Here is a 23775-nt window from a genome sequence, read left to right as displayed (position 1 = left end):
GCCCATGCGATCTCCTCGAACCAGTGCGAGTGCCGTGGCCGTAGCGGCCGTGCTCGTCCTCACCGCCTGTGGCGGGTCGAGCGGCGGGGACGGGGGCGGCGGCGGGGGAGGAGGCGACGGCGACGCGCCGCGGATCGCCGCCGTCTTCTCCGGCACCACCACCGACGCCGACTACACCTTCCTCGGCCTGCAGGCCCTGCAGGCCGCCGAGGAGGACCACGGCGCGGAGACCACCTACTCCGAGAGCGTCCAGGTGCCCGACGCCGAGCGGGTGCTGCGCGAGTACGTCGCCGACGGCTACACCGTCATCTGGACCCACGGCAGCCAGTTCTACGACGCCACGGTGGCCGTCGCCGAGGAGGCGCCGGAGGTCGTCTTCATCGCCGAGCAGGACACCCAGCCCTCCGACGTCCCCGACAACGTCTGGGTCCTCGACCGCAACTTCCACCTGGCCTTCTACCCGCTGGGTGTCCTGGCCGCCGGTGCCAGCCAGAGCGGGCGGATCGCCTACCTCGGTGGCGTGACGCTGCCCTTCTCCTACTCCGAGGTGCACGCGGTCGAGCAGGCGCTGGCCGACAGCGGGTCCACCGCGACCCTGACCCCCGTGTGGACCGGGGACTTCAACGACCCGACGCGCGCCCAGCAGTTCACCAGCCAGCTGCTCGCCGACGGCAACGACGTCGTCCTGACCTCGCTGAACCTCGGCGCCGTCGGGGCCTTCGAGGGCGTCGCCGACGCCCCCGCGGGCGTCCTCATGACGGCCAAGTACACCGACAAGTCCAACCTCGCCCCCGACCACTACCTGACGTCGGTGCTCTACGACTTCACGCCGATGCTCGACGAGATCCTCACCTCGGTGGAGGACGGCGAGACCGGCGGCTACCTCGGCATGGACTACGAGCAGGGCATCTCGCTCCAGCCGCCGACCAACGTCGACCAGGCCGTGGTCGACCAGGTCGACCAGGTCGTCGAGCAGCTCCGGTCCGGCGAGATCGAGGTCGAGCGCGACGTGACCCCGGTCGAGTGAGCGGCGCCATCGCGGCGGGCCCGGCCGGGGGTGCCGCCCCCGGCCGGGACCGCCCGCTGACGATGAGCGGGATCACCAAGTCCTTCGGGACCGTCCGCGCCCTCGTCGACGCCGACCTGGAGCTGGCGCCGGGAGAGGTGCACGGGCTGGTCGGGGGCAACGGCGCCGGCAAGACGACGCTGATGAACGTCCTCTACGGCCTGTACCGGGCCGACGCCGGCGACATCCGCGTCGACGGCCGCACCGTGCACATCCGGTCCCCGCGCGACGCCATCGCCCTCGGCATCGGGATGGTGCACCAGCACCTGCTCCAGGTGTCGAGCTACACCGTCCTCGAGAACGTGGTGCTGGGGACCACCGCCGGGACCGGTGGGCTGCGCGGTGCCGCACGCCGGATCACCGAGCTCTCCGACCGCTTCGGCCTGGCGGTGGACCCGCGGGCCCGCACCGACCGGCTGTCGGTGGGCGCGCGGCAGCGGGTGGAGATCCTCAAGGTCCTCTACCGCGGGGCCCGGGTGCTGGTCCTCGACGAGCCGACGACCAACCTCACGCCGCAGGAGGTCGACGGGCTCTTCGTCTCCCTGCGCGGCATCGTCGCCGAGGGCACCAGCGTCGTGTTCATCTCGCACAAGGCGCGCGAGGTGCTGGCCATCTGCGACCGGATCTCCGTCATGCGCGACGGCCGGCGGATCGCCACGGTGCCCCGGTCCTCGACCGACGCCACCGGCCTGGCCTCCCTCATGGTCGGCGAGCTGGCCGCGGAACGGACCTCCGAGGTCGCGGCGGCCCTCGGGGTCGGCGCGGTCGGGCAGACCCCGGCCGCGCCGCCCGCCGAGCAGCGGCGCCCCGACGCCGGGCGGGTGCGGCTGGCCGTCTCCGGCGTCACGGCCGACAACGACCACGGCGTCCCGGCGCTGCGCGGGCTGGACCTCGAGGTCCGGGCGGGCGAGGTGCTGGGTGTCGCCGGGGTGGCCGGCAACGGGCAGGTCGAGCTGGCGGAGGTGCTCGCCGGCGTCCGGCCGGTCCGTGCCGGCAGCGTGTCCGTCGACGGCACCGACCTGGCCGGTGCACCCACCCACCGCTGGCTGTCCGCGGGGGTCGCCTACGTGCCCGAGGACCGGCACCGGGACGGGATCCTGGGGGCGGCCACCGTCGCGGACAACCTGCTCCTGGGCGCCCAGAGGCGCGCCGAGCACCGTCGTGCCGGGCTGATCGACTGGCGGCGGGTGCGCGACCACGCCCGGGAGACCATCGACCGGTACTCGATCAAGGCACCCGGTCCCGACGCCCTGGCCGGGAACCTCTCCGGGGGCAACATCCAGCGGCTGGTGCTGGCCCGGGCCTTCGACCGGGAGCCCGCGGTCCTCGTGCTGCAGAACCCCACCCGCGGGCTGGACCTGCGCTCGACCCGCTTCGTCTACGACCGGGTCCACGAGGCCCGCGACCGGGGCTGCGCGGTCGTGCTGATCTCCGAGGACCTCGACGAGCTGAGCCTGCTCGCCGATCGGATGGTCGTCCTCTACTCCGGGGAGGTCGTCGGGGAACGGGCCCGCGGGGACTACGACGTCTACGAGCTCGGCCGCCTCATGGCCGGGGTGCAGGAGGACGCATGAGCGCCCCCGTCCTGACCGACACCGACGCGCCGGCCCCAGCGCCCTCGGGGCCCCTGGCCCGGCTGCTGCGCGGGCTCCTGCCCTATGCGCTCGCGCTCGTGCTGGCCTTCGCCGTCTCCGGCGTCGTCATCGCGGCGCTGGGCTACGACGTCGTCGAGGCGTACCGGACGATCCTGACCACGTCGTTCCGCACCGGGTTCGGCTTCACCGAGACGCTGACCAAGTGGGTGCCGCTCACGCTGCTCGCACTGGGCTTCACCATCCCGCTCGCGGTGGGGCGGTTCAACATCGGCGGTGAGGGCCAGCTCCTGGTGGGGGCCACGGCCGCGGCCGGGGTGGGGATCGTCTACGCCGACCTGCCGGCCGCCGTCCTGCTGCCCCTGGTGGTCCTGGCCGGGGTGCTCTCCGGCGCGGTCTGGGCCGGGATCGCGGCGCTGCTGATGGGGCGCTTCCGGGTCAACGAGATCCTCAGCACCGTCCTGCTGAACTTCGTGTCCTTCCAGGTGCTCGACTACGCCGCGACCGAGGTGTGGCCGGACCCCGCGGCCGGGGTGGCGGCCACGCAGCGGGTCGGTGAGGGCGCCGAGCTGCCGGTCCTGGGCGGGCCGCCGGGCGTGCACGCCGGCATCCTGCTCGCGCTGCTCGTGGCGGCGGTGACGGTCGTGGTCACGCGGCGCACGGCCGCGGGCTTCGATCTGCGGGCGGCGGGGGTCAACCCGCGGGCGGCGGCCATCAACGGCATCCGGGTGGAGAAGGTCGCCGTCCTCGCGCTGGTCGTCGGGGGCGCGCTCGGGGGACTGGCCGGCGCGCTCGAGGTGGGTGGCGTGCACGGGCGCGCCATCGAGGGCATGCAGTCCAACTTCCTGCTGCTCGGCATCATCATCGGGCTGATCGCCCGGGGCAGCGCGCTCTGGGTGCCGGTGGTGGCCTTCGGCATCGCGATCCTCGAGGTGGGCGCGAGCTCCATGCAGCGCACCGTCGGGGTCCCGGCCGAGATGGTGCTCATCATCGAGGCGCTGATCCTGATCTTCCTGCTGCTCTCCGACGTGATCGCGGGGCGGCTGGCGCGGAGGGTGGCATGACCGAGTTCGCGTCCCTGGCCCAGCTCACCGTCGTGGCCATGGTCCCCTACCTGCTCGCCTCCCTCGGCACGATGATCGGCGGCCTGACCGGCGTCTTCAGCGTGTCGCAGGAGGGCGTGATGCTCCTCGGGGCGGCCGTCGGCTTCCTCGTCAGCTACGGCACGGGCAGCACCACGGTCGGCATCCTGCTGGCGGCCGGGATCGGAGCGGTGTTCGGCGCCGCCCTCGGGTGGGCGACGACCATCCTGCGGCTCGACCAGTTCGTGGTCGGACTGGCGCTGTTCTTCGCCGCCACGGGCCTGGCGGGGCTGCTGTACCGGATCGTCATCGGCCAGGGGGCGACGACGCCGCGCGTCGACACCCTCCCGCGGCTGGAGATCCCGCTGCTGCGCGACATCCCGGTCCTCGGGACCGCGCTGTTCTCCCACAACGTGCTCGTCTACCTCACCGCCCTGCTCACGGTCGGCGCGTGGTTCTTCCTCTACCGCACCCGCGCCGGCCTGGACCTGCGGTCGGTGGGGGAGAACCCCAGGGCGGCCGACAGCCTGGGCATCCCGGTGGTGCGCAACCGGCTGTGGACGGCCACCGCGGGAGGCGCGCTCATGGCGGTGGCGGGGGCGTACCTGCCGCTGGTCTACACCGGGACCTACACCGACACCATCGTCGGCGGCCGCGGCTGGCTGGCGATCGCCCTGACCTTCTTCGGCGGGTGGCGCCCGCAGTTCATCGCCCTCGGCGCCCTGTTCTTCGCGGCCATGGACGTCGTCGCGCTGCGCGCCGAGGTGGCCGGCATCGACATCCCCAGCCAGGTGCTGCTGGTGGTGCCCTACGTGGCCACCCTGCTGGTGATGGTGTTCGCCTTCCGGTGGGCGAAGGTGCCGGAGTTCCTCGGCCGCAACTACGACCGCGAGTCCCGGACCGCCTGACGTCGGCGGGCCGGCCGGCCCCCGGAGCCGGCCGGCCCGTCAGGCGAACGCGGCGACCGTCCGGTCGAGGTAGTCGTTGCGGAACGCGCCGCGCGGGTCGTACCGGCGCACCAGCGCCCGGAAGTCGGCCATCCGCGGGTAGAGCCCGGCCAGCTCCGCGGCCTCCGTGGTGAACAGCTTGCCCCAGTGCGGGCGGGCGCCGAACGGGCGCAGCGCGGCCTCGATCTCCGGCAGCACCGCGGTCACGGCGGGCTGGTCGGGCAGCCAGGTGAAGTGCAGCGCCATGACGTCGCCGCCCGACGCCGGGCTCAGCCACAGCTCGTCGCCGGCGACGGTGCGGATCTCGCTGACCTGCAGCAGCGGCGCGACCCGGTCGGCGAGCCCGCGCAGCGCCTCGAGGGCGGCGCGGCCGTGCCGGCGGGGGACGAACCACTCGCTCTGCAGCTCGTCGCCCTTGCTGGGGGTGAACTCGGCGCGGAAGTGCGGCAGCCGCTCGTGCCACTCGCCGGGGACGCCGAGCTGCTCGGTGAGGTTCTCGACCGGGGTGTCCGGGAGCATGTGCGTCGGCTCGGTCGCCGCGCGGGCGCCGAAGAAGTCCTCGGGTGCCGCCGGGTCCTCCGGCCGGGACTTGACCCACACCGAGGTGACCCGGTGCCAGTCGGTGAAGACGCTGACGCTGTAGGCGGCGTCGGCGACGCCGTCGAGGTCGGCGAACAGCCGGTCCCAGGTCATGTCGACGTAGACGGTGTTGGCGACGTCGAAGGTCGGCTGGAACCGCAGCGCGACCCGGGTGACGACGCCGAGCGCGCCGAGGTGGACGACCGCGCCGGGCAGGTCGGCGTCGTCCTCGCCGAGCACGACGACCCCGCCGTCGGAACGCACCAGCTCCAGCCCCGCCACCGACGTGGCGAGCGAGCCGTTGCGGTTGCCCGAGCCGTGGGTGCCGGTGGCGGTCGCGCCGGCGACGGTGATGTGCGGCAGCGACGCCAGGTTGTGCAGCGCCCGCCCGGACGCGGCCAGCGCCCGGACCAGCTCGCCGTACCGCATCCCGGCCGGCACCCACAGCACGCCGCCGCCGTCGTCGTCGATCCGCGCGAGCTCGACGCCGGTGTCCAGGTCGTCGAGGACCACCAGGTCGGCGGTGGTGTCGGCGATGTCGTTGAAGCAGTGCCGCGAGCCGAGGGCCTTGACCCGCTCGCTGCCGGCGACGACCTCCTGCACCTCGGCCACCGTCCGCGGCCGGTGCACCCGCGCGGCGCGGTAGGTGAGGTTGCCGGCCCAGGTCCGCAGCGGGGTCTCCACCGGTGGCACGCTACGCGGCGCCCTCAACGGGCGAGGCCGGCGGCGGGGGACAGCGCCGGGGTCAGCGCGACCGGCAGCGACTCCCAGCCGCGCAGGATGACCGTGCTCCGGCGGCGCCCGGTGCCGGCGGCGGCGAGGTCGGGGAACCGCTCGAACAGCGCCCGCAGCGCCACCTCGCCCTCCATCCGGGCCAGGGCGGCGCCCAGGCAGAAGTGGATGCCGCTGGAGAAGGCGACGTGGTCGCGGGCGTTGCGGCGGGTGACGTCGAAGGCGTGCGGGTCGTCGAACACCCGCGGGTCGCGGTTGGCCGCGGCGAGGACCAGCAGCACCAGGTCGCCCTCGGCGATCGGCACCCCGTGCACCTCGGTGGCGCGCCGGGCCCGCCGGCCGGTCCGCTGCACCGGCGACTCCAGGCGCAGCACCTCGTCGACGGCGTTCGGCCACAGCGACGGGTCCTCGGCGAGCAGCCGGCGCTGGGCCGGGTGCGCGAACAGCAGCGCGGCGCCGTTGCCGACGAGGTTCACGGTCGTCTCGAAGCCGGCGCCGAACACCAGCGCGGCGGTGGCCATGAGCTCCTGCTCGGTGAGCGCGGCGCCGTCGTCGTCGGCCGCGGTGACCAGGCCGGACAGCAGGTCGTCGCCGGGCTCGCGGCGCAGCCGGCGCAGGTGGCCGCGGAACCAGGCGTCGAGCTCGCCGAGGTTGCGCTCGACCTCGCGGTGGGTGCGCCAGGACAGGCCCATGTCCAGGCTCGGGGTGGCGCCGTCGGCCCAGGCGAGGAACTGCTCGCGCATCGCTACCGGCACCCCGAGCACCTCGGAGATGACCGTGACCGGCAGCAGGCTGGCGTAGCGGGCGACGAGGTCGACCTGCCCGCCGGTGGCCGCGGCCTCGCGCTCGAGGTCGTCGAGCAGGTCGTGCGCGATCTCGCCGGTGCGCTCGCGCAGCCGGGCCACCGCCCGGGCGGTGAAGGCCCGGCTGACCAGCCGGCGGTAGCGGGTGTGGTCGGGCGGGTCGACGGCGAGCATCGACGGCGGGTCGATCGGCCCGACGCTGGGCCGGGGGCCGGCCAGGCGCAGCGCCAGCCGCAGCACCGGCGGCAGGCCCTCGGTGCGGTTGCCGCCGATCTGGCCGAAGTCGTCGCTGCGCAGGACGTCGGTGCAGACGTCGTGGTGCACGCTGACCCGGGCGAACGCGCCGCCGGCGAACGGTGCCGGCGTGCGCAGCCGCTCGTAGTGGGCGTGGGGGTCCTCGCGCACGACCGGGTCGCGGAGGACCTCGGCGTCGGGGTTGCCCGCCCGGGCCCGTGCCCGGATCGCCAGCCGCATCGCGCCGTGTGTCGCGGCCCAGCGGACCGCACTGCGCACCGTCACGTCCCCGCACCTCCGGAGTCCCGTCGTCGGCCCCGTCGCCGTCGACGGTGCACATCCTGTGACACGGGTCCCACAGGTACCAGTACCGACCCGTACTCAGCGGCCGAGGTGCGCCCGCATCGCCGCGACGACCATCCGGTGGTCCTCCAGCTGCGGCAGCCCGGACACGACGACGACGCCGACCGGGCCGACGTCGCGCACGAGCACCGGCACGGCGCCGCCGTGCGCGGCGTACAGCCGGGGGTCCAGCCCGGAGGACTCCTCGAACGTCGTGCCCTTCTCCACCCAGGACTGCCGGACGTACAGCGAGCTGTGCCCGAAGCGGTGCACGGTCCGGGCCTTGCGCGCGATCCAGTCCGCGTTGTCGGGGGTGGCGCCGGTCAGGGCGGCGGAGAACAGCCGGTGCCCGTTGCGCCGGATCTCGACCGCGACCGGCGCGTCGGCGCGGCGGGCTCCGGCCACGAGCGCCGAGCCGAGGTCCCAGGCGTCGTCGTTGGTGAAGGTCGTGAACCGCAGCTCGTCCTCCTCGGCGGCGAGCTCGGCGACGGTCGGGAAGCCGCTCACGACTCCCGCCCCCCGACGACGACGTTCCACGGCCGGACCGTCCAGCCGGTCACCAGGCCGTGGACGACGTAGGGGTCGGACTCGGCGAAGCGCTCCACGACCTCGCGGTCGGCCGTCCAGACCAGCAGCGCCCGTTCGAACGGGTCCGGCAGCGCGCCGGCGAGCAGCAGCTCACCCCGCTCGTGCGCCGCGCGGGCGAGCGCGAGGTGGTCCTCCCGCAGCGCGGCCCGCCGCTCCAGGTAGTCGTCGGCCAGGGAGTACTCGAGCAGCAGGTACATGGCCGCCACTCTCACACGGGGCGTGCCCGCCGGGCGTCCCCCGGTCCGGCGGTCCGGTCCCGGGCCCCGGGGACGACGGGACCCCCGCGGCCGAGGGGCCGTGGGGGTCCGGTGGTGGTGCGGCGGGAGGACGCGGCGCGGTCGCGCCGCGTGCCCCCGGTGGTGCTCAGATCGCGCGGACGTTCTCCGCCTGGGGGCCCTTCTGGCCCTGGGTGACGTCGAACTCGACGCGCTGCGCCTCGTCCAGCGACCGGTAGCCGGAGCCGCTGATCGCCGAGAAGTGGCAGAAGACGTCGGGGCCGCCGCCGTCCTGCTCGATGAAGCCGAAGCCCTTCTCCGCGTTGAACCACTTCACGGTGCCCTGGCTCATGTCGTTCTCTCTTCCGTGCTGGGGGTGTCGGTCCGGCAGGTGCCGGCGCCGGGTCGCCGCACCGACCGGCAGGACCGAGAGGAACGTCAGGCAGAGACGACTGCGGACGTCCGAGAACGAAGCAGAGGCACGACAGCGACCGGAGGCCACTGTACCGGCTCCCGGCGCGGGGGCGGCGGCCGTCCCCGCCGTCGTCACCAGCGGAGCGGGTCGGTCAGCCGGGACTGCGCCGTGCGGCAGACCCGGCAGTTCCCCCAGGCGAGCAGGGACAGCGGTGTGGTCGGGGAGCCGCACTCGGGGCAGTCCACCGGCTCGTCGGACCGGGCCCGGGCGTCGCGCATCTCACTCGAGCGTCGCTCGTGGACGGTCTCGTCGCCCCGGCAGGGGCATCCGAGGTGGGCTTCGGCGCAGCGTCCGCGGTGTGTGGGAACGGGACCTCCTCCGGTCCGCCCCGACGCTACCGGTCGCGGGCCCTCCTCGGGTGCGTCCCGCGGCCGCCGCCCGGTCCCGCGGGGTGGCGGCGCGGGCCGTCCGCGACCATCGGGCGGTGCGCTCCGGACCGCGGGCGGCGCTGGCCGTCGTCGTCGTGTTGGCTGTGGTCGTGGGCCTGCTGTGGACGTTCCAGCGGCGCCTGGTCTACCTCCCCGACGACGGCCCGCTGCCCGCCGCGGCCGTCGCGGTGCCCGGCGCCCGGGACGTCGGGCTGACCACCGCCGACGGCCTGACCCTGGGCGCCTGGTTCGTCCCCGGCCCGGCCGCCGGCGCGCCCGCCGTCCTGGTGGCGAACGGCAACGGCGGGCACCGGGGGCTGCGCGCGCCGCTGGCCCGGGCGCTGTCGGACGCCGGGCTGGCGGTGCTGCTGTTCGACTACCGCGGCTACGGCGGCAACCCGGGCAGCCCGAGCGAGGAGGGCCTGGCGCTCGACGTCCGGGCCGCGCGGACCTGGCTGCTCGAGGAGGCCGGCGTGCCCGCCGGCCGGCTCCTCTACTACGGCGAGAGCCTGGGGGCGGCGGTGGTGGCCGAGCTGGCCGTGGAGCACCCGCCGGCCGGGCTGGTGCTGCGGTCGCCGTTCACCGACCTGGCCGCCGTCGGCGCCGAGCACTACCCGTTCCTGCCGGTCCGGCTGCTGCTGCGCGACCGCTACCCGGTGGCCGAGCGGGTCGCCCGGGTGCGGGTGCCGACGACGGTCGTGCTCGGCACCGCGGACACGATCGTGCCGCCGGCGCAGAGCCGGCGGGTGGCCGACGCCGCCGCCGCGCTGCACCGGCTGGTCGAGGTCCCCGGTGCCGACCACAACGACCTCGTCCTGCTCGACGGCGCGGCGCTGGTCGACGCCGTCGTCGAGCTGGCCGCGCTGACCGCCGGGGAGTGAGGTCAGCGCGGCTCGTCCGGCAGGACGCTGCCCACCAGGCGCCGGCCCACCCAGTGCAGGGCCTCGTCCCCGGGCGCCGGGTCCCAGCCGGCGGGCGAGAGGTACACCTCCCACAGGTGCACCTGGGCCTGCCAGTACCGGGTCACCGCCTGCCGGACCCGGCCCGCCGTGCTCGCGGTCAGGATGTCCATGCCCCAGGATCGGTCGCCGCGCCGTGCCGCGACAGGGGTGTCCCTGCCGGGGACCGCAGCAGTCCTGCCGGATCCGGCTCAGGGACTCGCCGGCGCGGAGGTGGTCGCGCCCGAGGTGGTAGCGCTCGAGGTGGTCGCGCCCGAGGTGGTCGTGGTCCCGGTCGACGGCGTGGTCCCGGTCGGGGTGGTCGTCGTCCCCGCCGGTGGGGTGGTGGTCACGGTCGGTGGGCTCGTGGTCGGTGGGCTCGTGGTCGGTGGGGTCGTGGTGGTCGCGGGCGGCGTGGTGGTCGGGGTGGGCGTGGTGGTCGGCGCAGGCGTCGTGGTGGTCGGGGTGGGCGTGGTGGTCGGCGCAGGCGTCGTGGTGGTCGGGGCGGGCGGTGTGGTGGTCGCGGGCGGCGTGGTCGTGGTCGGTGGGGTCGTGGTCGGTGGCGGCGTCGTCGGGGTGGGCGTCGTCGGGGTGGGCGTCGCCGTCGCGGCCGGCGGGGTGGTGGCCTCGGGTGGAGTGGTGATCTCGGCCGGCGGGGAGGTGGTCTCGGGTGGAGCGGTGGTCGCGGCCGGCGGGGTGGTGGTCTCGGCGGCCTGCGTGGTCCGGGCCGCCGTGGCCGGGGCCGGCGCGGGCGCGGCCGTGGTGGTGGGCGCCGGCGCCGTCGTGTCCGGGGGCGGCTCGGACGTCCCGGGGAGCGCGGTGGCGTCGGTCACGGGCGGAGGCACGACCGCGGCGGAGGTGGGGGACAGCTGCGGTGCGGCGGTCCGGGGCGCCTCGGTCAGCGCGGCGGGGACGGTGTCCGGCACGTCGGTCGACCGCGTGAGGACGTGGGTCAGCAGGACGACACCGCCGAAGAGGCCCAGCACCATCCCGCCCACCAGGGCGACCTCCACACCCCGGGGCAGGCGCCGGGTCGGGACCACCCGGGACACCGGGGCGACACCCACGACCGGCCGCCGCCGTGCCACCACCGAGACGACCGGACCCAGGGCGCGTCCGATGCCGCGGCGCCGGGCCTGCGCCCGCCGGGGGGCGAGCACGGCGGACAGCAGCGCACCGCCGAGCAGGACCGCCGCCCCGACGCGCAACGTGACGGCGTAGCCGGCGGCGAACGCCTCCCGGGCGCCGTCGGCGACCGCCGCGCCGGCGGACCCCGAGCGGCCGGCCACCTCGACGGCCTGCGCCATGCCGGACCTCGCCCAGGCGGAGGTCTGCGCGGGCAGGTCCGCGACCGCGGGGGACAGGTCGCCCCGGTAGACGGCGAGCAGGACACCGGCGGCGACCGCGCCGCCGAGCGCGCCGCCGACCCAGCGCGTCGCGTCCCCGACCGTGGCGGCGGGCGAGCGCCGGTCGGCGGGCAGGCCCTCGGCGATCAGTGCCGTGGCCGAGACCAGCGCCTGGCCGAAGCCGATCCCGAAGAGGAACGTCGCCGCGGGGAACTGCCACAGCGGCGCGTCGCCGTCGGCCTGCCGGGACAGCAGGAACGCCCCGATGCCCATCTGGAGCAGCGCCCTCGTCGTGACCGCGCGGGGGCCCTGCCGGCGCAGCACCGGGGCGATCCGCACGGCCACGGTGGTGCCGACCGCCATCGGCAGCAGCCACAGCGCGGCCTCCAGGGGCGAGAGGCCGCGCACGTACTGCAGCCACTGCGGCGCGAGGAAGAGCAGACCGCAGGCGGCGGCGAACTGCAGGAGGACGACGGCACGGCCCAGGGACAGGCGCCGGTCACGGAACAGCCGGAGGTCGACCAGCGGGTGCCGGCTGCGCAGCTGGTGGCGCGTGAACGCGGCCAGCGACACCGCGCCGACGGCGAGGGCACCGAGCGTCGTCGCGTCGGTCCACCCGCGCACGGGCCCCTCGATGACGCCGCACACCACACCGCCGAGACCGGCGAGGGCGAGCACGCCGCCGAGCGGGTCCAGCGGCCGGTCCGGGTTCCGCGAGGCCGGGACGACGACGAGGCACAGCACCAGGACCAGCCCGGCGAGCGCGCCGGAGGCGACCTGCACGCTGCCCCACCAGGCGACCTCGAGCAGCGCGCCGGCGAGCAGCAGCCCCAGCAGCACCCCCGCGCCGGAGACCGCGGCCCACACGCCGATCGCGGAGGCGTGGCGCTCAGCGGGATGGGCGTCGACCAGGACCGACAGCGTGGCCGGCACGACCGCCGCCGCGCCGGCGCCTGCCAGCCCGCGCAGCGCGACGAGCGCGAGCGGGTCGGTGACCAGGCCCGACGCGGCGGTGCAGGCGGCGAACACCGCCAGGCCCAGCAGCAGCGCGCCGCGCCGGCCGAAGCGGTCGGCGGCGACGCCCAGCGGCAGCAGCAGCGCGGCGAAGGCCAGCCCGTAGGCCTGGACCGCCCAGGTCAGCTCGGTCTGCGTCGCCCCGGTGGCGCGGCCGAGCTCGGGCAGGGCCAGCGCGAGCGATGGGGCGGCTCCGACGACCAGGGCCGAGGCGGCGCCCGTGGCGGCGAGCAGGGTGCCGAGGCCGCCCCGGGCTCCTCGGGCGTCGGGCATGCTGGACTCCAGACGATCGCCTGACACGCCCGTCTGAGGGCGGTGACCCAGGATGGAGGGGCCGTGACGGAGGTCGCAACCCCCGTGCGGCTGCTGGACGCGGCCGAGGAACTGCTCGCGACCGCCGGTGCCGCGGGCACCTCGGTGCGTGACGTGCTGCGGCGGGCAGGCGTCGCCAACGCCGCCGCTGTGGGCTACTACTTCGGCGGCAAGGACGGGCTGGTCGCCGCCGTCGAGCGCCGGGTGGTGGACGGCGTGGTGGCCGACCGGGAGCGGGTGCTGGCCGGCCTCGGCGGGCACGCCGGCGTCGAGGCGCTCGTCGACGGCTGGGTGCGGCCGATCGTCGCGCTGCGCTGCGCGGGCCGCGGCCGGTACGCCGCCCGCGTGTTCACCCGGATCTTCGACCAGCCGCCGGACCGCTGGGAGGCCAACGGCGCGGCGGCGGTGCGTGCGACGGCCGGGCGGTACTGCGCCGCCCTGGCGCCGCTGCTCCCGCACCTCGACGGCCGCGAGCTCACCTGGCGCTGGCAGTGCGTCACCGCGACGACGGACTTCTACGCCATCGGCGCCCTCGACTTCGGCGAGCCGGCACCCGGCCCGGACGACGTCGACGCGCACGTCCGCCGCCTCGTCGTCCCGGGCGCCGCGCTGCTGCGCGCCGACCCCGCCGGCTGAGTCAGAACGTCACCGGCAGCGCGTCGACGCCGTACACGAACGACAGCCGGCGGAAGGCCAGCCGCTCGGGCGGCACCGCGAGGGCGAGGTCCGGGAACCGCCGGAACAGCGCGGGCAGCACGATCCGCAGCTCCAGCCGCGCCAGCTCGGCGCCGACGCAGCGGTGGATCCCGTGGCCGAAGGCCAGGTGCCCGCCGCGGGTCGGCCGCCCGGGGGCGAGCGCGTCGGGGTGCGCGCCGGCCCAGGCCGGGTCGCGGTTCGCGGCGCTCAGCGAGACCAGGACCGCGTCGCCGGCCCGCAGCCGGTGCCCGGCGACCTCGGTGTCCCGCCGGGCGAAGCGGGGGAATGCCACCTGCACCACCGACAGCAGCCGCAGCAGCTCGTCCACCACCGTCTCCACGTCCCGGCGCGGGCCCTCGCGCACCAGCGCCGCGGCGGCCGGGTCGCGCAGCAGGACCAGCGTGCCGAGCGAGATCGTCGACGCCGTCGTCTCGAACCCGCCGGTGACGATCCCGTCCGCCAGGCCGGCCAGGTCGGCGTCGGAGACGGCGTCGCCGTGCTCGCGGACGATCCGCCCGAGCAGCCCGTCGCCGGGGTCCCGGCGCTGCCGTGCGACCGCGTCGAACAGCAGCCGGCGCTGCGCGGACACCGCGCCGAACGCGCCGGCGGTGCCGCGGGCGGCGTCGAAGCGCCGGGTGGCCAGGCGGGTGACCAGCTGCTCGTCGGGACGGTCGAGGCCGAGGAGGTCGCAGACCGTCCGCATCGGGACCGGGCCGGAGACGTGCCGGGCGAGGTCGGCCGGCGGCCCGGCCGCTTCGAGCTCGTCGAGCTGCCGGGCCACGGTCTCCTCGATCGCGGGTCCGAGGCGCTGCAGGCGGGCCCGCGTGAACTCCGGGGCGACCAGGCCGCGCAGCCGGGTGTGGTCGGGCGGGTCGGTGAACCCCAGGCCGCCGACGTCGTCGGCGGTGGCCGGCCCGGTGCCGCTGAACAGGTGGCGGACGTCGGTGCTGAAGCCGTCGCGGTCAGCGAGCACCGCGCGGGCCTCCGCGGCGCCGGTCACCAGGAGCACGGAGAGGTCGAAGGGCAGGTCCAGCCGCCGCACCGGCCCGCCGTCGCGCAGCTCGGGCACCGGGTCGACGTCGACCCGCCGCAGCGGGACCGTCGCGGCGGCTGGGAGGAACGTCAGGCGGGAGAGGTCCAGCCCGCGGCGGCGGACGCGGCGCAGCGCCAGGCGGCCGAGCCGGTCCCGCACGCGCGCCGCCGGACCGCGGCGGCGGGGGGCAGGAGCGGGGGGCTGCGGGGGGTCGAGGGTGCACTCGGGAGCGGACACGGCGCCTCGTCGTCGGCCACGGGAGGTGGAGCCCGGCGGGACGTGACCTCGGTCCCGCCGGGCACCTCGAGCCTCGCGACGGCGCCGCGCGCGGACCATCGGGTGAGACCCCCGGAAGCGCTGGTCGGACCGGGGGTGTCCCCGGACGGGGGAGCCCGGGGGTCGCGGCGCGGTCCTGTCACACCCGCGCGGCAGCATCGGCCCATGACCGGTCCGGTGCGTGTGCAGCTCTCCCGGGCGCGCGGCTGGCGGAAGCCGCCGAACACCGTCGTCGTCGCCCGCCCCTCGCGCTGGGGCAACCCGTTCCGGGTGGGGGAGACCTACCTGTGGCTGCCCGGCGACGACGAGACCGCGTGGCCGCTGCCGACCGTGCGGGAGCCGGGGGAGCAGGAGGACGGCAGCCGCGTCGTCCGCTGCGCCGACCGTGCCACCGCCATCGAGTGGTACCGCCGCTGGGCCGCCTCCGGCGACCTCGCCGCCCAGGCCCGCCGGCAGCTGCGGGGGCGGAACCTCGCCTGCTGGTGCCCGGCCGGCGAGCCCTGCCACGCCGACGTGCTGCTGGAGCTGGCCAACCGGGTGCCGGCCCTGCGCTGACCTCGCGCGGCTCCGCGTCCTGTGGCTTGCTGGACGCATGGACCTGCGCACCCTCGGCCGCAGCGGCTGTGCCGTCTCCTCGCTGGCGCTCGGCACGATGACCTTCGGCGCGGAGACGGACGAGGCGGGAGCGCACGAGCAGCTCGACGTGTTCGTCGAGGCGGGTGGCACGCTCGTCGACACCGCCGACGTCTACTCCGCCGGCGCGTCCGAGGAGATCGTGGGGCGCTGGCTGGCCTCGCGCCCGGCCGACGTCCGCGACCGCGTCGTCCTCGCCACCAAGGGCCGCTTCCCGATGGGCGAGGACGCCAACGCGCTGGGCACCTCCCGCCGGCACCTGCGCCGGGCGCTGCACGACTCGCTGCGCCGGCTCGGCGTGGACTCCGTCGACCTGTACCAGCTGCACGCGTGGGACCCGCTCACGCCGCTGGAGGAGACGCTGCGCTTCCTCGACGACGCCGTGTCCGCGGGCGAGATCGCCTACCCGGGGCTGTCGAACTTCACCGGCTGGCAGGTGCAGCGGGCCGTCGACGTGGCCGAGCGCGCGCACCTCGCCGTGCCGGTGACCCTGCAGCCGTCGTACAGCCTGCTCGTGCGCGACGTCGAGGCCGAGATCGTGCCCGCCTGCCTGGCCAACGGCCTGGGCCTGCTGCCCTGGGGTCCGCTGGGCGGCGGGTGGCTGTCGGGCAAGTACACCCGGGACCAGCGGCCCACCGGGGCGACGCGGCTGGGCGAGGACCCGGCGCGCGGGATGGAGGCCTACGACCGGGTCGCCGCGCGGGAGCGCACGTGGGACGTGCTGTCGGCGGTGCAGGACGTCGCGGAGGCGCGCGGTGCGACGATGCCGCAGGTGGCGCTGGCCTGGCTGCTGGCCCGGCCGGGCGTCAGCTCGGTGATCCTCGGGGCCCGCACCCCCGACCAGCTGCGCGGCAACCTGGGAGCCGCCGGACTCGTGCTGAGCGAGGAGGAGACCGCGCGGCTCGACGCCGTCAGCGACCCCGGTTGGTCCGACTACCCCTACGGCGAGGTCGGCTCGGAGCAGCGAAGCCGCTCGCTGGGCTGACACAGGCGCGCAGGCGCGAGGTACGTCAGGCGGCGGGCGCCAGCAGGGGCGCCGGGGTGGTGATCTCGGTGCCGTCGGGCCGCCAGGTGCGCCAGGTGCCGGTCGGTTGTCGTTCGACGCGGAAGCCGTGGTGGACCTTGGTGTGGTGGCGTTCGCACAGCAGGGCTGCGTTGTCGAGGCTGGTGTCGCCGCCGTCGATCCAGTGGACCAGGTGGTGGACGTCGCACCACCACGTCGGTGCCCCGCAGCCGGCGAACACGCACCCCCCGTCGCGCAGCTCGGCCGCCTTGCGGATGTGGCGGCTCATCAGCCGCCGCTCGCGGCCGAGGTCCAGCGGTGCGCCGTCGGGGCCGAACACCACCCGGGACAGTGCCCCGTCGCAGGCCAGCCAGCGGGCTCTCGCGGCGGAGATGGTGGCGCCGAAGCCCATCCGCCCGGCGTTCGGCCGCCCGTGCGGATCGACCAGGTCAGCCAGGTCCACGACGACGGCGACCTGCGGCCTGTGCCCGCGCAGCGTCGGCAGGGACCCGGCGGCCAGGGCGTTGTCGGCGACCTGCACCAGCGCGTCGCCGAGGCGTTGGGCGCGGCTGCGCTCATCGCCGGCGGGGCGGTCGGCCTGCACGTGCGCCTCCAGGGCGGTCTGCAGCCTCTCCCCGCCCACGGCGTCCAGGTACCCGCGGATCGTGAGGGAGCCGTCGGCGTGCCGGGACAACGTCAACGACCGGCCCTCGGTCGGGTCGGGCTCCGGGCCGTCGGGATCGAGGGCGTTGCAGTAGTGCTGCACCACCGCGACGAGGTCGGCGTGCGACTGCTCGATCGCCACGCCGGTGAGCACCGCGTCGATCACCGCCAGGTCCACCCCGGCGGCCGCAGCCAGCCGCTCCGGGGTCACCGCCTCGGCCGCCTTCGCCATCTGCTCCGACGTCGCCAGTCCGGCGTCGTGTGCCTCGGCCAGCGCCGGGAGGTGCTCCAGCGCCCGCCCGGTGCGCACCAGCCGCGCGGCGGCGGCACCGGAGAGCCGGCAGTGCCCGCGCAGCCACGAGGCCATCGACGTCAGGCCGTCCCGCTCTGGCGCCTGGGACAGCTCCGCGGCCCGGACCGCGCGGGCGAGGCGGGCGTCGATCCGGTTGCGCTCGGCGACCAGCGCGGCGACGTCGTCGAGGACGTCCCCGCTCCCCGGCTCACCCGAACACATGTACGAAGCCTACCCGATCAGGCACCCTCCCGCGCGGTGAATCCCCAGGTCAAACGCCTGTCCACGGATCGCATCCGAGGGTTGACATCTCACCCGCGGGCGGTGGACCGCAGCTCCCACCACAACCAGGCGGCGAGCGCGAGCGGCACCGCTACGAACGCCGCCAGCGCCGGGACGGTGCCGGACACCGAGCCCAGCCAGGCGAGCAGCAGCGGGGTGCCGAACCCGACGTAGGCGAAGGCGTAGAAGGCGCTGTTCATCGCCCCGCGGGTGTGCGGGGGCGCGAGCTGCGCGGTCAGCGTCAGCCCCGCGGTCAGGCACAGGCCCCCGCCGGCGCCCATCAGCGCCGACGCCGGCAGCAGCAGCGGCTCGAACGTGGTCGCCACCGCGACCACGCCGAGCGCGAGGCCGACGGCGCCGAGCGTCATCCCGAGCGGACCGCCGCCGCCCCCGGCCCGCCGCCCCAGCCGCGCCGCCACCGCGCTCGCCGCCAGCGCCAGCCCGCCCACCAGCCCGGCGTACGCCACGCCGACGCCGTCGGGCACCACCAGCAGCGGCAGCACGGTCGCCGCCACCGCGGGGAAGGCGAACACGCCCGTGGCGGTGGGCGCGAGCACCGCGCGGAACGGCCGCCGCGCCTCCGGCGGCAGGCCGAGGGTCATCAGCCGGCCCGGCCGGCGCTCCCGCACGGTCTCCGGCACGGTGAGCAGCGCGGCCAGCCCGACCAGCAGGACGGCGACGTGCACGAGGTAGGGCAGCGTCGTCGGCGCCGGGCCGTACTCGGCGAGCACCCCGCTCATGGCGGGCGCGATCGCGAAGCCCAGCGACGTCGACACCGCCCCGCGGGTGGCCGCCGACTGCTGCCCGCCGGGACCGGCCAGGTCCTGCAGCCACGCGTTGGCCACCGAGAACACGACGCCGGACACCGCGCCCTGCAGCAGCCGTCCCGCGTACAGCAGCGGCAGGTGCTCGGCCGCGGGCACGAACAACAGCGAGACCAGTCCCGCCAGCACCGCGAACGGGAGGACGACGGTGCGCCGGCCGAACCGGTCCGAGGCGGCGCCGGACACGGTCAGCGCGGCAATCAGGCCGATCGCGTAGCAGCCGAAGACGGCGGTGAGGTCGGCGTCGGACAGCCCGAGGGTGCGCCGGTAGACCAGCAGCAGCGGCGTGGGGACGTTGGTGCCCAGGGCGACGGTGAAGAGCCCGAACGTGAGGGCGTCCAGCCGCCGCCCGACCCGCTCCGTCGCAGCGTCCGGCACCCGGCGGACGCTACCGCTCCGCTGCGAGGATGGGCGCCGGCGACGAGAGGAGCCGGAGCCGTGTCCCTGCACCGCCACTACCCGCCCGACCTCTACCGCGGCACCACCGGGGAGGCCACCGCCTGGCTGCGCCGCGCCGACCAGCCCCCGGACACCGTCTCGGCCGCCGGCGTCACCTGCGAGTTCCTCGCCACCGGGGACCAGACGACCGGCCGGTTCGGCCTCTACCGGTGGACCTTCGGGGCTGACGCGTCCGGCCCCGGCCCGCACTTCCACCGCTCGATCTCCGAGCAGTTCTACGTCCTGCGCGGCGAGGTGGAGGTCTACGACGGGCGCAGCTGGGTCACCGCGGGCGCGGGCGACTTCCTCTACGTCCCCGAGGGCGGGATCCACGGGTTCCGGGGCGGCGACCACGCGTCGATGCTGCTGATGTTCGCGCCGGGCGGCCCGCGCGAGGAGTACTTCCGGACGCTGGCGCGGGGTGCGCAGATGACGCCGGAGGAGCGGGCGGAGTTCATGCTCCGCCACGACACGTACTGGGTCTGACGGGCCGGCCACCGCGGCGGGTGGCCGGCCCGCCGTCTCAGCCCCGGAGCAGCTCGCCGAAGCGCGCGCAGCTCTCGTCGATCGCGGCCTGCGCGGCCGGGGACCAGGCGCCCATGTCGAAGAAGCCGTGGACCATCCCGTCGTAGCGGCGCACGTCGGCCTGCACGCCCGCGGCCTCGAGCGCCTCGCCGTAGGCCTCGCCCTCGTCGCGCAGCGGGTCGAACTCGGCGGTGACCACGAGCGCCGGCGGCAGGCCGGCCAGGTCGGCGGCGTGCAGCGGGGACAGCCGCGGGTCGCGGGCGTCCTCCCAGGTCCCGGCGTAGTGGCCGTGGAACCAGTCCATCGTGTCCCGCTCGAGGAAGTAGCCCTTCCCGTTCTCCACCCGGGACGGGTACTCGCCGGCGACATCGACCGACGGGTAGACCAGGAACTGGGCGGCGACCTTCGTGCCGTCGTCGCGGAGGACCTGGGCGACGACGGCGGCCAGGTTGCCGCCGGCGCTGTCGCCGGCGAGCCCGAGCCGGGAGTCGCCGCCGAGTTCGTCCAGGTGCTGCGCCACCCAGCGCGCCGCGGCGACGGCGTCCTCGGCGGCGGCCGGGAACGGGTGCTCGGGGGCGAGCCGGTAGTCGACGGCGACCACCACGGCCCCGGCGCCGCGGCAGACGTTGCGGGCCATGTTGTCGTGGGTGTCGAGGTCGCCGATCACCCAGCCGCCGCCGTGGAAGAACACGACCGTGGGGAACGGCCCCTCGCCCTCGGGCCGGTACACCCGCGCCCGCAGGTCGCCCTCGGCGCCGGGGACGGTGCGGTCCTCGGTGCTCGCCACCGGCACCACGTGCTCGGGCGAGCGCGCGCCGTGCGTGAGCGCCAGGTACTGGGCGCGGCCGGCCTCGGGCGTGCCCTCCCACATGGGCGGCGCGCCGGACTGCGCGAGCATGGACAGCAGGGCGGAGATGTGCGGATCGACCGGCACGGGGCAACTCCAGACGGCGTCGTCGGGCGGGGGGCGGGGCCGTGTGACCCCGGCCACGGACGGTACCGAGCCGGGACGGCTACAGGTCCCGGCGGGAGAACGCCATCCCCGCGAGCCCCAGGACGACGGCGACCCACAGCGCCGCCCACGCCAGGTAGGTGGCGGTGAGCGGGGCCTCGCCGAAGAACGGCGACCCGCCGAGCTCGGTGAACTGCCCGACCAGCGTCGGGTCCTGGAAGGCGTTCATCGCCCCGCGCCACAGCCCGTCGGTGGGCAGCAGCATCCGCGACACCGCGCCCACCCGGGCGACGCCCTCGTTGCCCAGCGCGTCGCCGATCCCGCCGACGACGCCCGCGATCCAGGTGGCGCCGAACAGGCCGACCGCCACCACGCCCGAGGCCATCGGCGAGATGACCGTGGACAGCAGCAGGGCCAGGGTGAGCAGCACCGCGGTCTGCGCGGCGAGCAGCGCGAGCCCCACCAGCGGCCGGGGCGGCCAGTACCCGACCGTTCCCTGGACGACGACGAACTGCGCGAGCCCCGCCAGCGCGACGAACGCGCTGCCGAACGCCACCAGCCCCAGCCACTTGCCGACCAGCACCGCCGAGCGGCGGACCGGCCGCGCCAGCACCGCCAGCGCCGCCCCGGACTCCACCTCCCCGGAGACGGTCGGGCCGGCGAGGAACGCCGTCCCGAGCGCGGCGATGAGGCTGTAGCCGAACATCACCAGGTTGAGCACGGTCGACGCCGCGATCCGCGCCTCCCCGCTGGTCAGCCCCCCGAACTCGGCGTCCAGCCGGGCGAAGCCCCACGCGGACAGCCCGAGCAGCGCCAGCGTGAGCACCGCGAGGGAGCGCAGCACCTTGCGCCGCGCGGCCTCGCGCAGGGTCAGGCCGGCGATCGTCAGCACGACGCGGGCGGTGCTCACGACTGGGCCGCCTGACCCGAGCGGAGGACGTCGAGCAGCCGCTCCTCCAGGCTGATCCGCCCCGGCTCCACCGCGTGCACCCGGACGCCGAGCGCGACCAGGTCGGCGACCAGCGCCGGCACCACGGCGTCGGCGTCCTCGGGCAGCGTGACGGTGAACCGGTCGCCGCTGCGGGTCAGCCGGCCGGTGGCGGCCAGCCGCGCCTCGGCGCGGGCGTCGACGCCGTCGAGCCGCAGCCGCACCTCCCGCTGCCCGAGCAGCTCGGCCAGCGTCCCGGCCGCCGCGACCCGCCCCCGGTCGAGGATGACCACGCGGTCGCAGACCCGCTCCACCTCGCCGATCAGGTGCGAGTTGAGCAGCACCGCGACGCCGCGCTCGCGCAGCGACAGCACGACGTCGCGGACGTCCACGCGGCCGAGCGGGTCCAGCGCGCTGGTCGGCTCGTCGAGCACCACCAGCTCCGGGCGCGCCACCAGCGCCACGGCCAGCCCCAGCCGCTGCTGCATGCCCTTGGAGAAGCCGCCCACCCGGTCGCCGGCGCGGTCGGCCAGGCCGACCAGTGCCAGGACGTCGCGCTGCTCGGCCGCCGGCACCGCCGCGCCGGACAGCCGCACGTGCAGGGCCAGCACCTCCGCCGCGCTGAGCCACGGCTGGTAGCGGAACAGCTCGGGCAGGTAGCCGACGCGGGCCCGGGCCCGCGGGTCGCGTGCCGGCCGCCCGAGCAGCAGCACCTCCCCGGCGTCGGGCCGGACGAGGCCGAGCAGCATCTTGATGACGCTGGTCTTGCCCGCGCCGTTGGGCCCGAGCAGCCCGAGCACCTCGCCGCGGCCGACGGCGAAGGACACCCCGTCGACCGCGGTCCGCCGTCCGTACCGCTTGCGCAGCCCCTGGCACCAGACCGCCGGCGACGGCGGCAGCTCGGCCAGCAGCCGTTCCGCGGCGGCGGTCGGGGAGGTCACTCCGACAGACCCCGGGCGACGGCGAGCACCTCGTCGGCGCCCAGCGACCCGGCCACCGCGGTGACGACGCCGTCGGTCACCCACACCACGCCGGCGACCGAGCCGTCCCGCGAGGTGAGCACCGTGGCCTCCTCGCCGTCGACCTCGGCGGTCGAGCTGGTCGCCAGCCCGGCCGGCACCGGCAGCGGCAGCGTCGTGCCGTCGCCGGAGAAGGACCGCAGCTGGGCGGCGAGGTCCTCGGGCATGCCGGGCAGCGACAGCAGGTAGTCGCGGGCGGTCCCGAACGGGATGCCCGAGGACTCGGCGGTGGGGGCGACGACCCGGGCGACGACCAGGCCGGGCGCGCCGCTGCCGCTGGTCCAGACCGCGGCGACGCCGGGACCGGCGGTCAGCCGGAACCGGCCGCCGTCGAGACCGGCCGGCGGGGGCGGCAGCGTCTCCCCGGACGCCGCGGCCGCCTGCGCCGCCCGCTCGGCGGAGAAGGTGAACTCCACGGCCGCCCGGTCGCCGACCTGGTAGGACGGGTCGCCGCCCACCCCACCGGGGAGCTCGCCGACCCGCGGGACGGCGAGCCCGGTGACGTCCTCCGCGGCGGCGGCGTCGGCCACCGGGCGGACGTCGGGCTCCTCCAGCACCTGCGTGGTGCCGTAGGCGGACAGGTCGGGCAGCGCCACCAGGTCGGCCTGGGTGACCGTGACCGGCGCGATCTCCTCGGTGCGGAAGACCTGCAGCCAGTCCGCGGCGGCGGCCGCGCCGCCGCCGGCCAGCAGCGCGACCACGCCGACGGCGGCCACGAGCGGGCTGCGCAGCCGGGCGCGCCGGCGGCGGGCCGGGGCGGGAGCGGCCGCGCGGCGGCGCTCGTCCAGGGCGACCGCGGACGACAGGCGGTGCCAGGCGGCCCCGGTGTCGGCGGCGGTGTCCGGGGACAGGGCCGCGGAGACGGCGGTGGCGTCGCGCTGGGCGGCGGCCAGGCCGGTCAGGCACGTGGCGCAGCCGGCGACGTGCTCGCGGTCGGCGTCGGGGACACCGGCCGGCTCGTCCACGAGCCGGCGCAGCGTGCCCTCAGTCGGATGACGCATGGCGGGTCAACTCCTCGCGCAGGGCGGACTCGGCGCGTCGCACGGTCGTGCCGACGCTGCCGGGGGACAGGTCGAGGGCGGCCGCGACCTCGGCGTAGCTGAGGCCGCTGTGCCGCAGGACGAGCGCGACGGCCTGGCGGCGGGGGAGCCGGGCCAGGGCCGCCCGCACGCGGCGGCGCTCGTCGAGGGTGACGACGTCGTCGGCGACGTCGGGCACCGCGGGGTCGGGGCCGCCGGCCGCCTCCTCTCGGGTGGCGCGGCGGCGGCCGGAGCGGAGGTGGTTGAGGGCGGTGTGGGCCGCGGCGACCGAGAGCCATCCCGGCGCCTCGCCGGCCGGCACCGTGGTGCGGGCGAAGGAGAGGAAGACCTCCTGGGCGACGTCCTCGGCGCCGTCCCGGGAGCCGAGCACCCGGGCGGCGACGCCGACCACGCGCGGGTAGGAGGCGCGGAAGACCTGCTCGAGGTCGGCGCGGACCGCTCCCCGTCCCGACACGGCCCCGCCGTCCTCCCGATCCGCCCGGCCCACCCGCCGGCTCCGGCCGGCCCGGGACAGGACGGCCGGCACGGCGGCCGCCGG

Annotated in this window: 25 protein-coding genes; 9 read left to right on the top strand and 16 right to left on the bottom strand. The window is 76.5% G+C overall.

Translation table 11 applies throughout. The features are described 5' to 3' along the window. Positions 1-34: 34 nt before the first annotated feature. Genes ACI8AK_RS13780 through ACI8AK_RS13765 form a run of 4 tightly spaced genes read left to right on the top strand, consistent with a single transcriptional unit; the run spans position 35 to position 4648 of the window. Positions 35-1027, top strand: a complete 993-nt coding sequence (locus ACI8AK_RS13780) for a BMP family protein (protein WP_387988907.1) — start codon at positions 35-37, stop codon at positions 1025-1027. Then, positions 1024-2640, top strand: a complete 1617-nt coding sequence (locus ACI8AK_RS13775; protein WP_387988908.1) for an ABC transporter ATP-binding protein — start codon at positions 1024-1026, stop codon at positions 2638-2640. Before ACI8AK_RS13780 ends, ACI8AK_RS13775 begins: the two co-directional genes overlap by 4 nt. Beyond that, positions 2637-3722, top strand: coding sequence for an ABC transporter permease (locus tag ACI8AK_RS13770; protein ID WP_387988909.1), 1086 nt, complete (start codon positions 2637-2639; stop codon positions 3720-3722). Before ACI8AK_RS13775 ends, ACI8AK_RS13770 begins: the two co-directional genes overlap by 4 nt. After that, a complete protein-coding gene (locus tag ACI8AK_RS13765; protein ID WP_387988910.1) occupies positions 3719-4648 on the top strand; it encodes an ABC transporter permease in 930 nt (309 codons plus the stop codon). Before ACI8AK_RS13770 ends, ACI8AK_RS13765 begins: the two co-directional genes overlap by 4 nt. 39 nt (positions 4649-4687) lie before the next feature. Here the strand turns inward: ACI8AK_RS13765 and ACI8AK_RS13760 are convergent, their stop codons facing one another. The 6 genes from ACI8AK_RS13760 to ACI8AK_RS13735 form a co-directional block, all read right to left on the bottom strand. Then, positions 4688-5950 carry a D-arabinono-1,4-lactone oxidase gene (locus tag ACI8AK_RS13760; RefSeq protein WP_387988911.1) on the bottom strand — a complete coding sequence of 421 codons (1263 nt, stop codon included), beginning with the start codon at positions 5948-5950 and terminating at the stop codon, positions 4688-4690. Between the two features lie 23 nt (positions 5951-5973). Next, complete coding sequence (locus ACI8AK_RS13755; RefSeq protein WP_387988912.1) at positions 5974-7320, bottom strand: cytochrome P450; 1347 nt, start codon at positions 7318-7320, stop codon at positions 5974-5976. A gap of 96 nt (positions 7321-7416) precedes the next feature. After that, complete coding sequence (locus ACI8AK_RS13750; protein WP_387988913.1) at positions 7417-7884, bottom strand: heme-degrading domain-containing protein; 468 nt, start codon at positions 7882-7884, stop codon at positions 7417-7419. Next, positions 7881-8162, bottom strand: coding sequence for a YciI-like protein (locus tag ACI8AK_RS13745; protein WP_456956674.1), 282 nt, complete (start codon positions 8160-8162; stop codon positions 7881-7883). Before ACI8AK_RS13745 ends, ACI8AK_RS13750 begins: the two co-directional genes overlap by 4 nt. 166 nt (positions 8163-8328) lie before the next feature. After that, entirely contained in the window at positions 8329-8532 is a 204-nt protein-coding gene (locus ACI8AK_RS13740) for a cold-shock protein (RefSeq protein ID WP_456956672.1), read from the bottom strand. Between the two features lie 194 nt (positions 8533-8726). Continuing rightward, on the bottom strand, positions 8727-8873 hold the full coding sequence (locus ACI8AK_RS13735; RefSeq protein WP_387988915.1) for a hypothetical protein: 147 nt from the start codon (positions 8871-8873) through the stop codon (positions 8727-8729). Between the two features lie 206 nt (positions 8874-9079). On the opposite strand from ACI8AK_RS13735, the gene ACI8AK_RS13730 reads away from it, so the two are divergent. Beyond that, a complete protein-coding gene (locus tag ACI8AK_RS13730; protein ID WP_456956671.1) occupies positions 9080-9904 on the top strand; it encodes an alpha/beta hydrolase in 825 nt (274 codons plus the stop codon). Positions 9905-9906: 2 nt separating this feature from the next. Here ACI8AK_RS13730 and ACI8AK_RS13725 read toward each other — a convergent pair whose 3' ends face one another. Then, entirely contained in the window at positions 9907-10095 is a 189-nt protein-coding gene (locus tag ACI8AK_RS13725) for a hypothetical protein (RefSeq protein ID WP_387988917.1), read from the bottom strand. Between the two features lie 78 nt (positions 10096-10173). Further along, positions 10174-12594, bottom strand: a complete 2421-nt coding sequence (locus ACI8AK_RS13720) for an MFS transporter (RefSeq protein ID WP_456956669.1) — start codon at positions 12592-12594, stop codon at positions 10174-10176. A 63-nt stretch (positions 12595-12657) separates the two neighbouring features. Between ACI8AK_RS13720 and ACI8AK_RS13715 the strand changes: the two genes are divergently transcribed. Then, entirely contained in the window at positions 12658-13269 is a 612-nt protein-coding gene (locus ACI8AK_RS13715) for a TetR family transcriptional regulator (RefSeq protein WP_456956668.1), read from the top strand. Between the two features lies 1 nt (position 13270). Here the strand turns inward: ACI8AK_RS13715 and ACI8AK_RS13710 are convergent, their stop codons facing one another. Further along, on the bottom strand, positions 13271-14521 hold the full coding sequence (locus ACI8AK_RS13710; RefSeq protein ID WP_456956666.1) for a cytochrome P450: 1251 nt from the start codon (positions 14519-14521) through the stop codon (positions 13271-13273). 282 nt (positions 14522-14803) lie between these two features. Between ACI8AK_RS13710 and ACI8AK_RS13705 the strand changes: the two genes are divergently transcribed. After that, the gene (locus ACI8AK_RS13705; protein WP_456956664.1) at positions 14804-15193 is read left to right on the top strand and encodes a DUF4326 domain-containing protein; all 390 of its coding nucleotides are present in this window, start codon (positions 14804-14806) and stop codon (positions 15191-15193) included. A 37-nt stretch (positions 15194-15230) separates the two neighbouring features. Beyond that, entirely contained in the window at positions 15231-16256 is a 1026-nt protein-coding gene (locus ACI8AK_RS13700; protein WP_456956662.1) for an aldo/keto reductase, read from the top strand. 25 nt (positions 16257-16281) lie between these two features. On the opposite strand, the gene ACI8AK_RS13695 is transcribed toward ACI8AK_RS13700, so the two are convergent. Further along, positions 16282-17451, bottom strand: coding sequence for a DUF222 domain-containing protein (locus ACI8AK_RS13695; protein WP_456956660.1), 1170 nt, complete (start codon positions 17449-17451; stop codon positions 16282-16284). Positions 17452-17540: 89 nt separating this feature from the next. After that, positions 17541-18713 carry an MFS transporter gene (locus ACI8AK_RS13690; RefSeq protein WP_387988924.1) on the bottom strand — a complete coding sequence of 391 codons (1173 nt, stop codon included), beginning with the start codon at positions 18711-18713 and terminating at the stop codon, positions 17541-17543. Positions 18714-18773: 60 nt separating this feature from the next. On the opposite strand from ACI8AK_RS13690, the gene ACI8AK_RS13685 reads away from it, so the two are divergent. After that, on the top strand, positions 18774-19259 hold the full coding sequence (locus ACI8AK_RS13685; RefSeq protein ID WP_387988925.1) for a cupin domain-containing protein: 486 nt from the start codon (positions 18774-18776) through the stop codon (positions 19257-19259). A gap of 37 nt (positions 19260-19296) precedes the next feature. Here the strand turns inward: ACI8AK_RS13685 and ACI8AK_RS13680 are convergent, their stop codons facing one another. The 5 genes from ACI8AK_RS13680 to ACI8AK_RS13660 form a co-directional block, all read right to left on the bottom strand. After that, on the bottom strand, positions 19297-20232 hold the full coding sequence (locus ACI8AK_RS13680; protein ID WP_456902210.1) for an alpha/beta hydrolase: 936 nt from the start codon (positions 20230-20232) through the stop codon (positions 19297-19299). A 79-nt stretch (positions 20233-20311) separates the two neighbouring features. After that, entirely contained in the window at positions 20312-21160 is an 849-nt protein-coding gene (locus ACI8AK_RS13675; RefSeq protein ID WP_387988927.1) for an ABC transporter permease, read from the bottom strand. After that, on the bottom strand, positions 21157-22119 hold the full coding sequence (locus ACI8AK_RS13670; RefSeq protein WP_456956658.1) for an ABC transporter ATP-binding protein: 963 nt from the start codon (positions 22117-22119) through the stop codon (positions 21157-21159). Before ACI8AK_RS13670 ends, ACI8AK_RS13675 begins: the two co-directional genes overlap by 4 nt. Further along, positions 22116-23198: a hypothetical protein gene (locus ACI8AK_RS13665; RefSeq protein ID WP_456956656.1), complete on the bottom strand. Its 1083-nt coding sequence runs from the start codon at positions 23196-23198 to the stop codon at positions 22116-22118. The genes ACI8AK_RS13670 and ACI8AK_RS13665 overlap by 4 nt, the downstream gene beginning before the upstream one ends. Next, positions 23182-23691, bottom strand: a complete 510-nt coding sequence (locus ACI8AK_RS13660; protein ID WP_387988930.1) for a sigma-70 family RNA polymerase sigma factor — start codon at positions 23689-23691, stop codon at positions 23182-23184. Before ACI8AK_RS13660 ends, ACI8AK_RS13665 begins: the two co-directional genes overlap by 17 nt. Between the last annotated feature and the right edge of the window lie 84 nt (positions 23692-23775).

Source organism: Geodermatophilus sp. SYSU D00867 (assembly GCF_054050315.1).
The sequence above is the reverse complement of the archived record's forward strand: the minus strand, read 5'-3'. Positions and strand labels throughout refer to the sequence as shown.

What these genes read in the sequence shown, in the direction of transcription:
- ACI8AK_RS13695 (WP_456956660.1), bottom strand. Translation starts at nt 17,451, where the DNA reads ATGTGTTCGGGTGAGCCGGGGAGCGGGGACGTCCTCGACGACGTCGCC.
- ACI8AK_RS13735 (WP_387988915.1), bottom strand. Translation starts at nt 8,873, where the DNA reads ATGCGCGACGCCCGGGCCCGGTCCGACGAGCCGGTGGACTGCCCCGAG.
- ACI8AK_RS13725 (WP_387988917.1), bottom strand. Translation starts at nt 10,095, where the DNA reads ATGGACATCCTGACCGCGAGCACGGCGGGCCGGGTCCGGCAGGCGGTG.
- ACI8AK_RS13700 (WP_456956662.1), top strand. Translation starts at nt 15,231, where the DNA reads ATGGACCTGCGCACCCTCGGCCGCAGCGGCTGTGCCGTCTCCTCGCTG.
- ACI8AK_RS13765 (WP_387988910.1), top strand. Translation starts at nt 3,719, where the DNA reads ATGACCGAGTTCGCGTCCCTGGCCCAGCTCACCGTCGTGGCCATGGTC.
- ACI8AK_RS13705 (WP_456956664.1), top strand. Translation starts at nt 14,804, where the DNA reads ATGACCGGTCCGGTGCGTGTGCAGCTCTCCCGGGCGCGCGGCTGGCGG.
- ACI8AK_RS13665 (WP_456956656.1), bottom strand. Translation starts at nt 23,198, where the DNA reads ATGCGTCATCCGACTGAGGGCACGCTGCGCCGGCTCGTGGACGAGCCG.
- ACI8AK_RS13745 (WP_456956674.1), bottom strand. Translation starts at nt 8,162, where the DNA reads ATGTACCTGCTGCTCGAGTACTCCCTGGCCGACGACTACCTGGAGCGG.
- ACI8AK_RS13720 (WP_456956669.1), bottom strand. Translation starts at nt 12,594, where the DNA reads ATGCCCGACGCCCGAGGAGCCCGGGGCGGCCTCGGCACCCTGCTCGCC.
- ACI8AK_RS13740 (WP_456956672.1), bottom strand. Translation starts at nt 8,532, where the DNA reads ATGAGCCAGGGCACCGTGAAGTGGTTCAACGCGGAGAAGGGCTTCGGC.
- ACI8AK_RS13770 (WP_387988909.1), top strand. Translation starts at nt 2,637, where the DNA reads ATGAGCGCCCCCGTCCTGACCGACACCGACGCGCCGGCCCCAGCGCCC.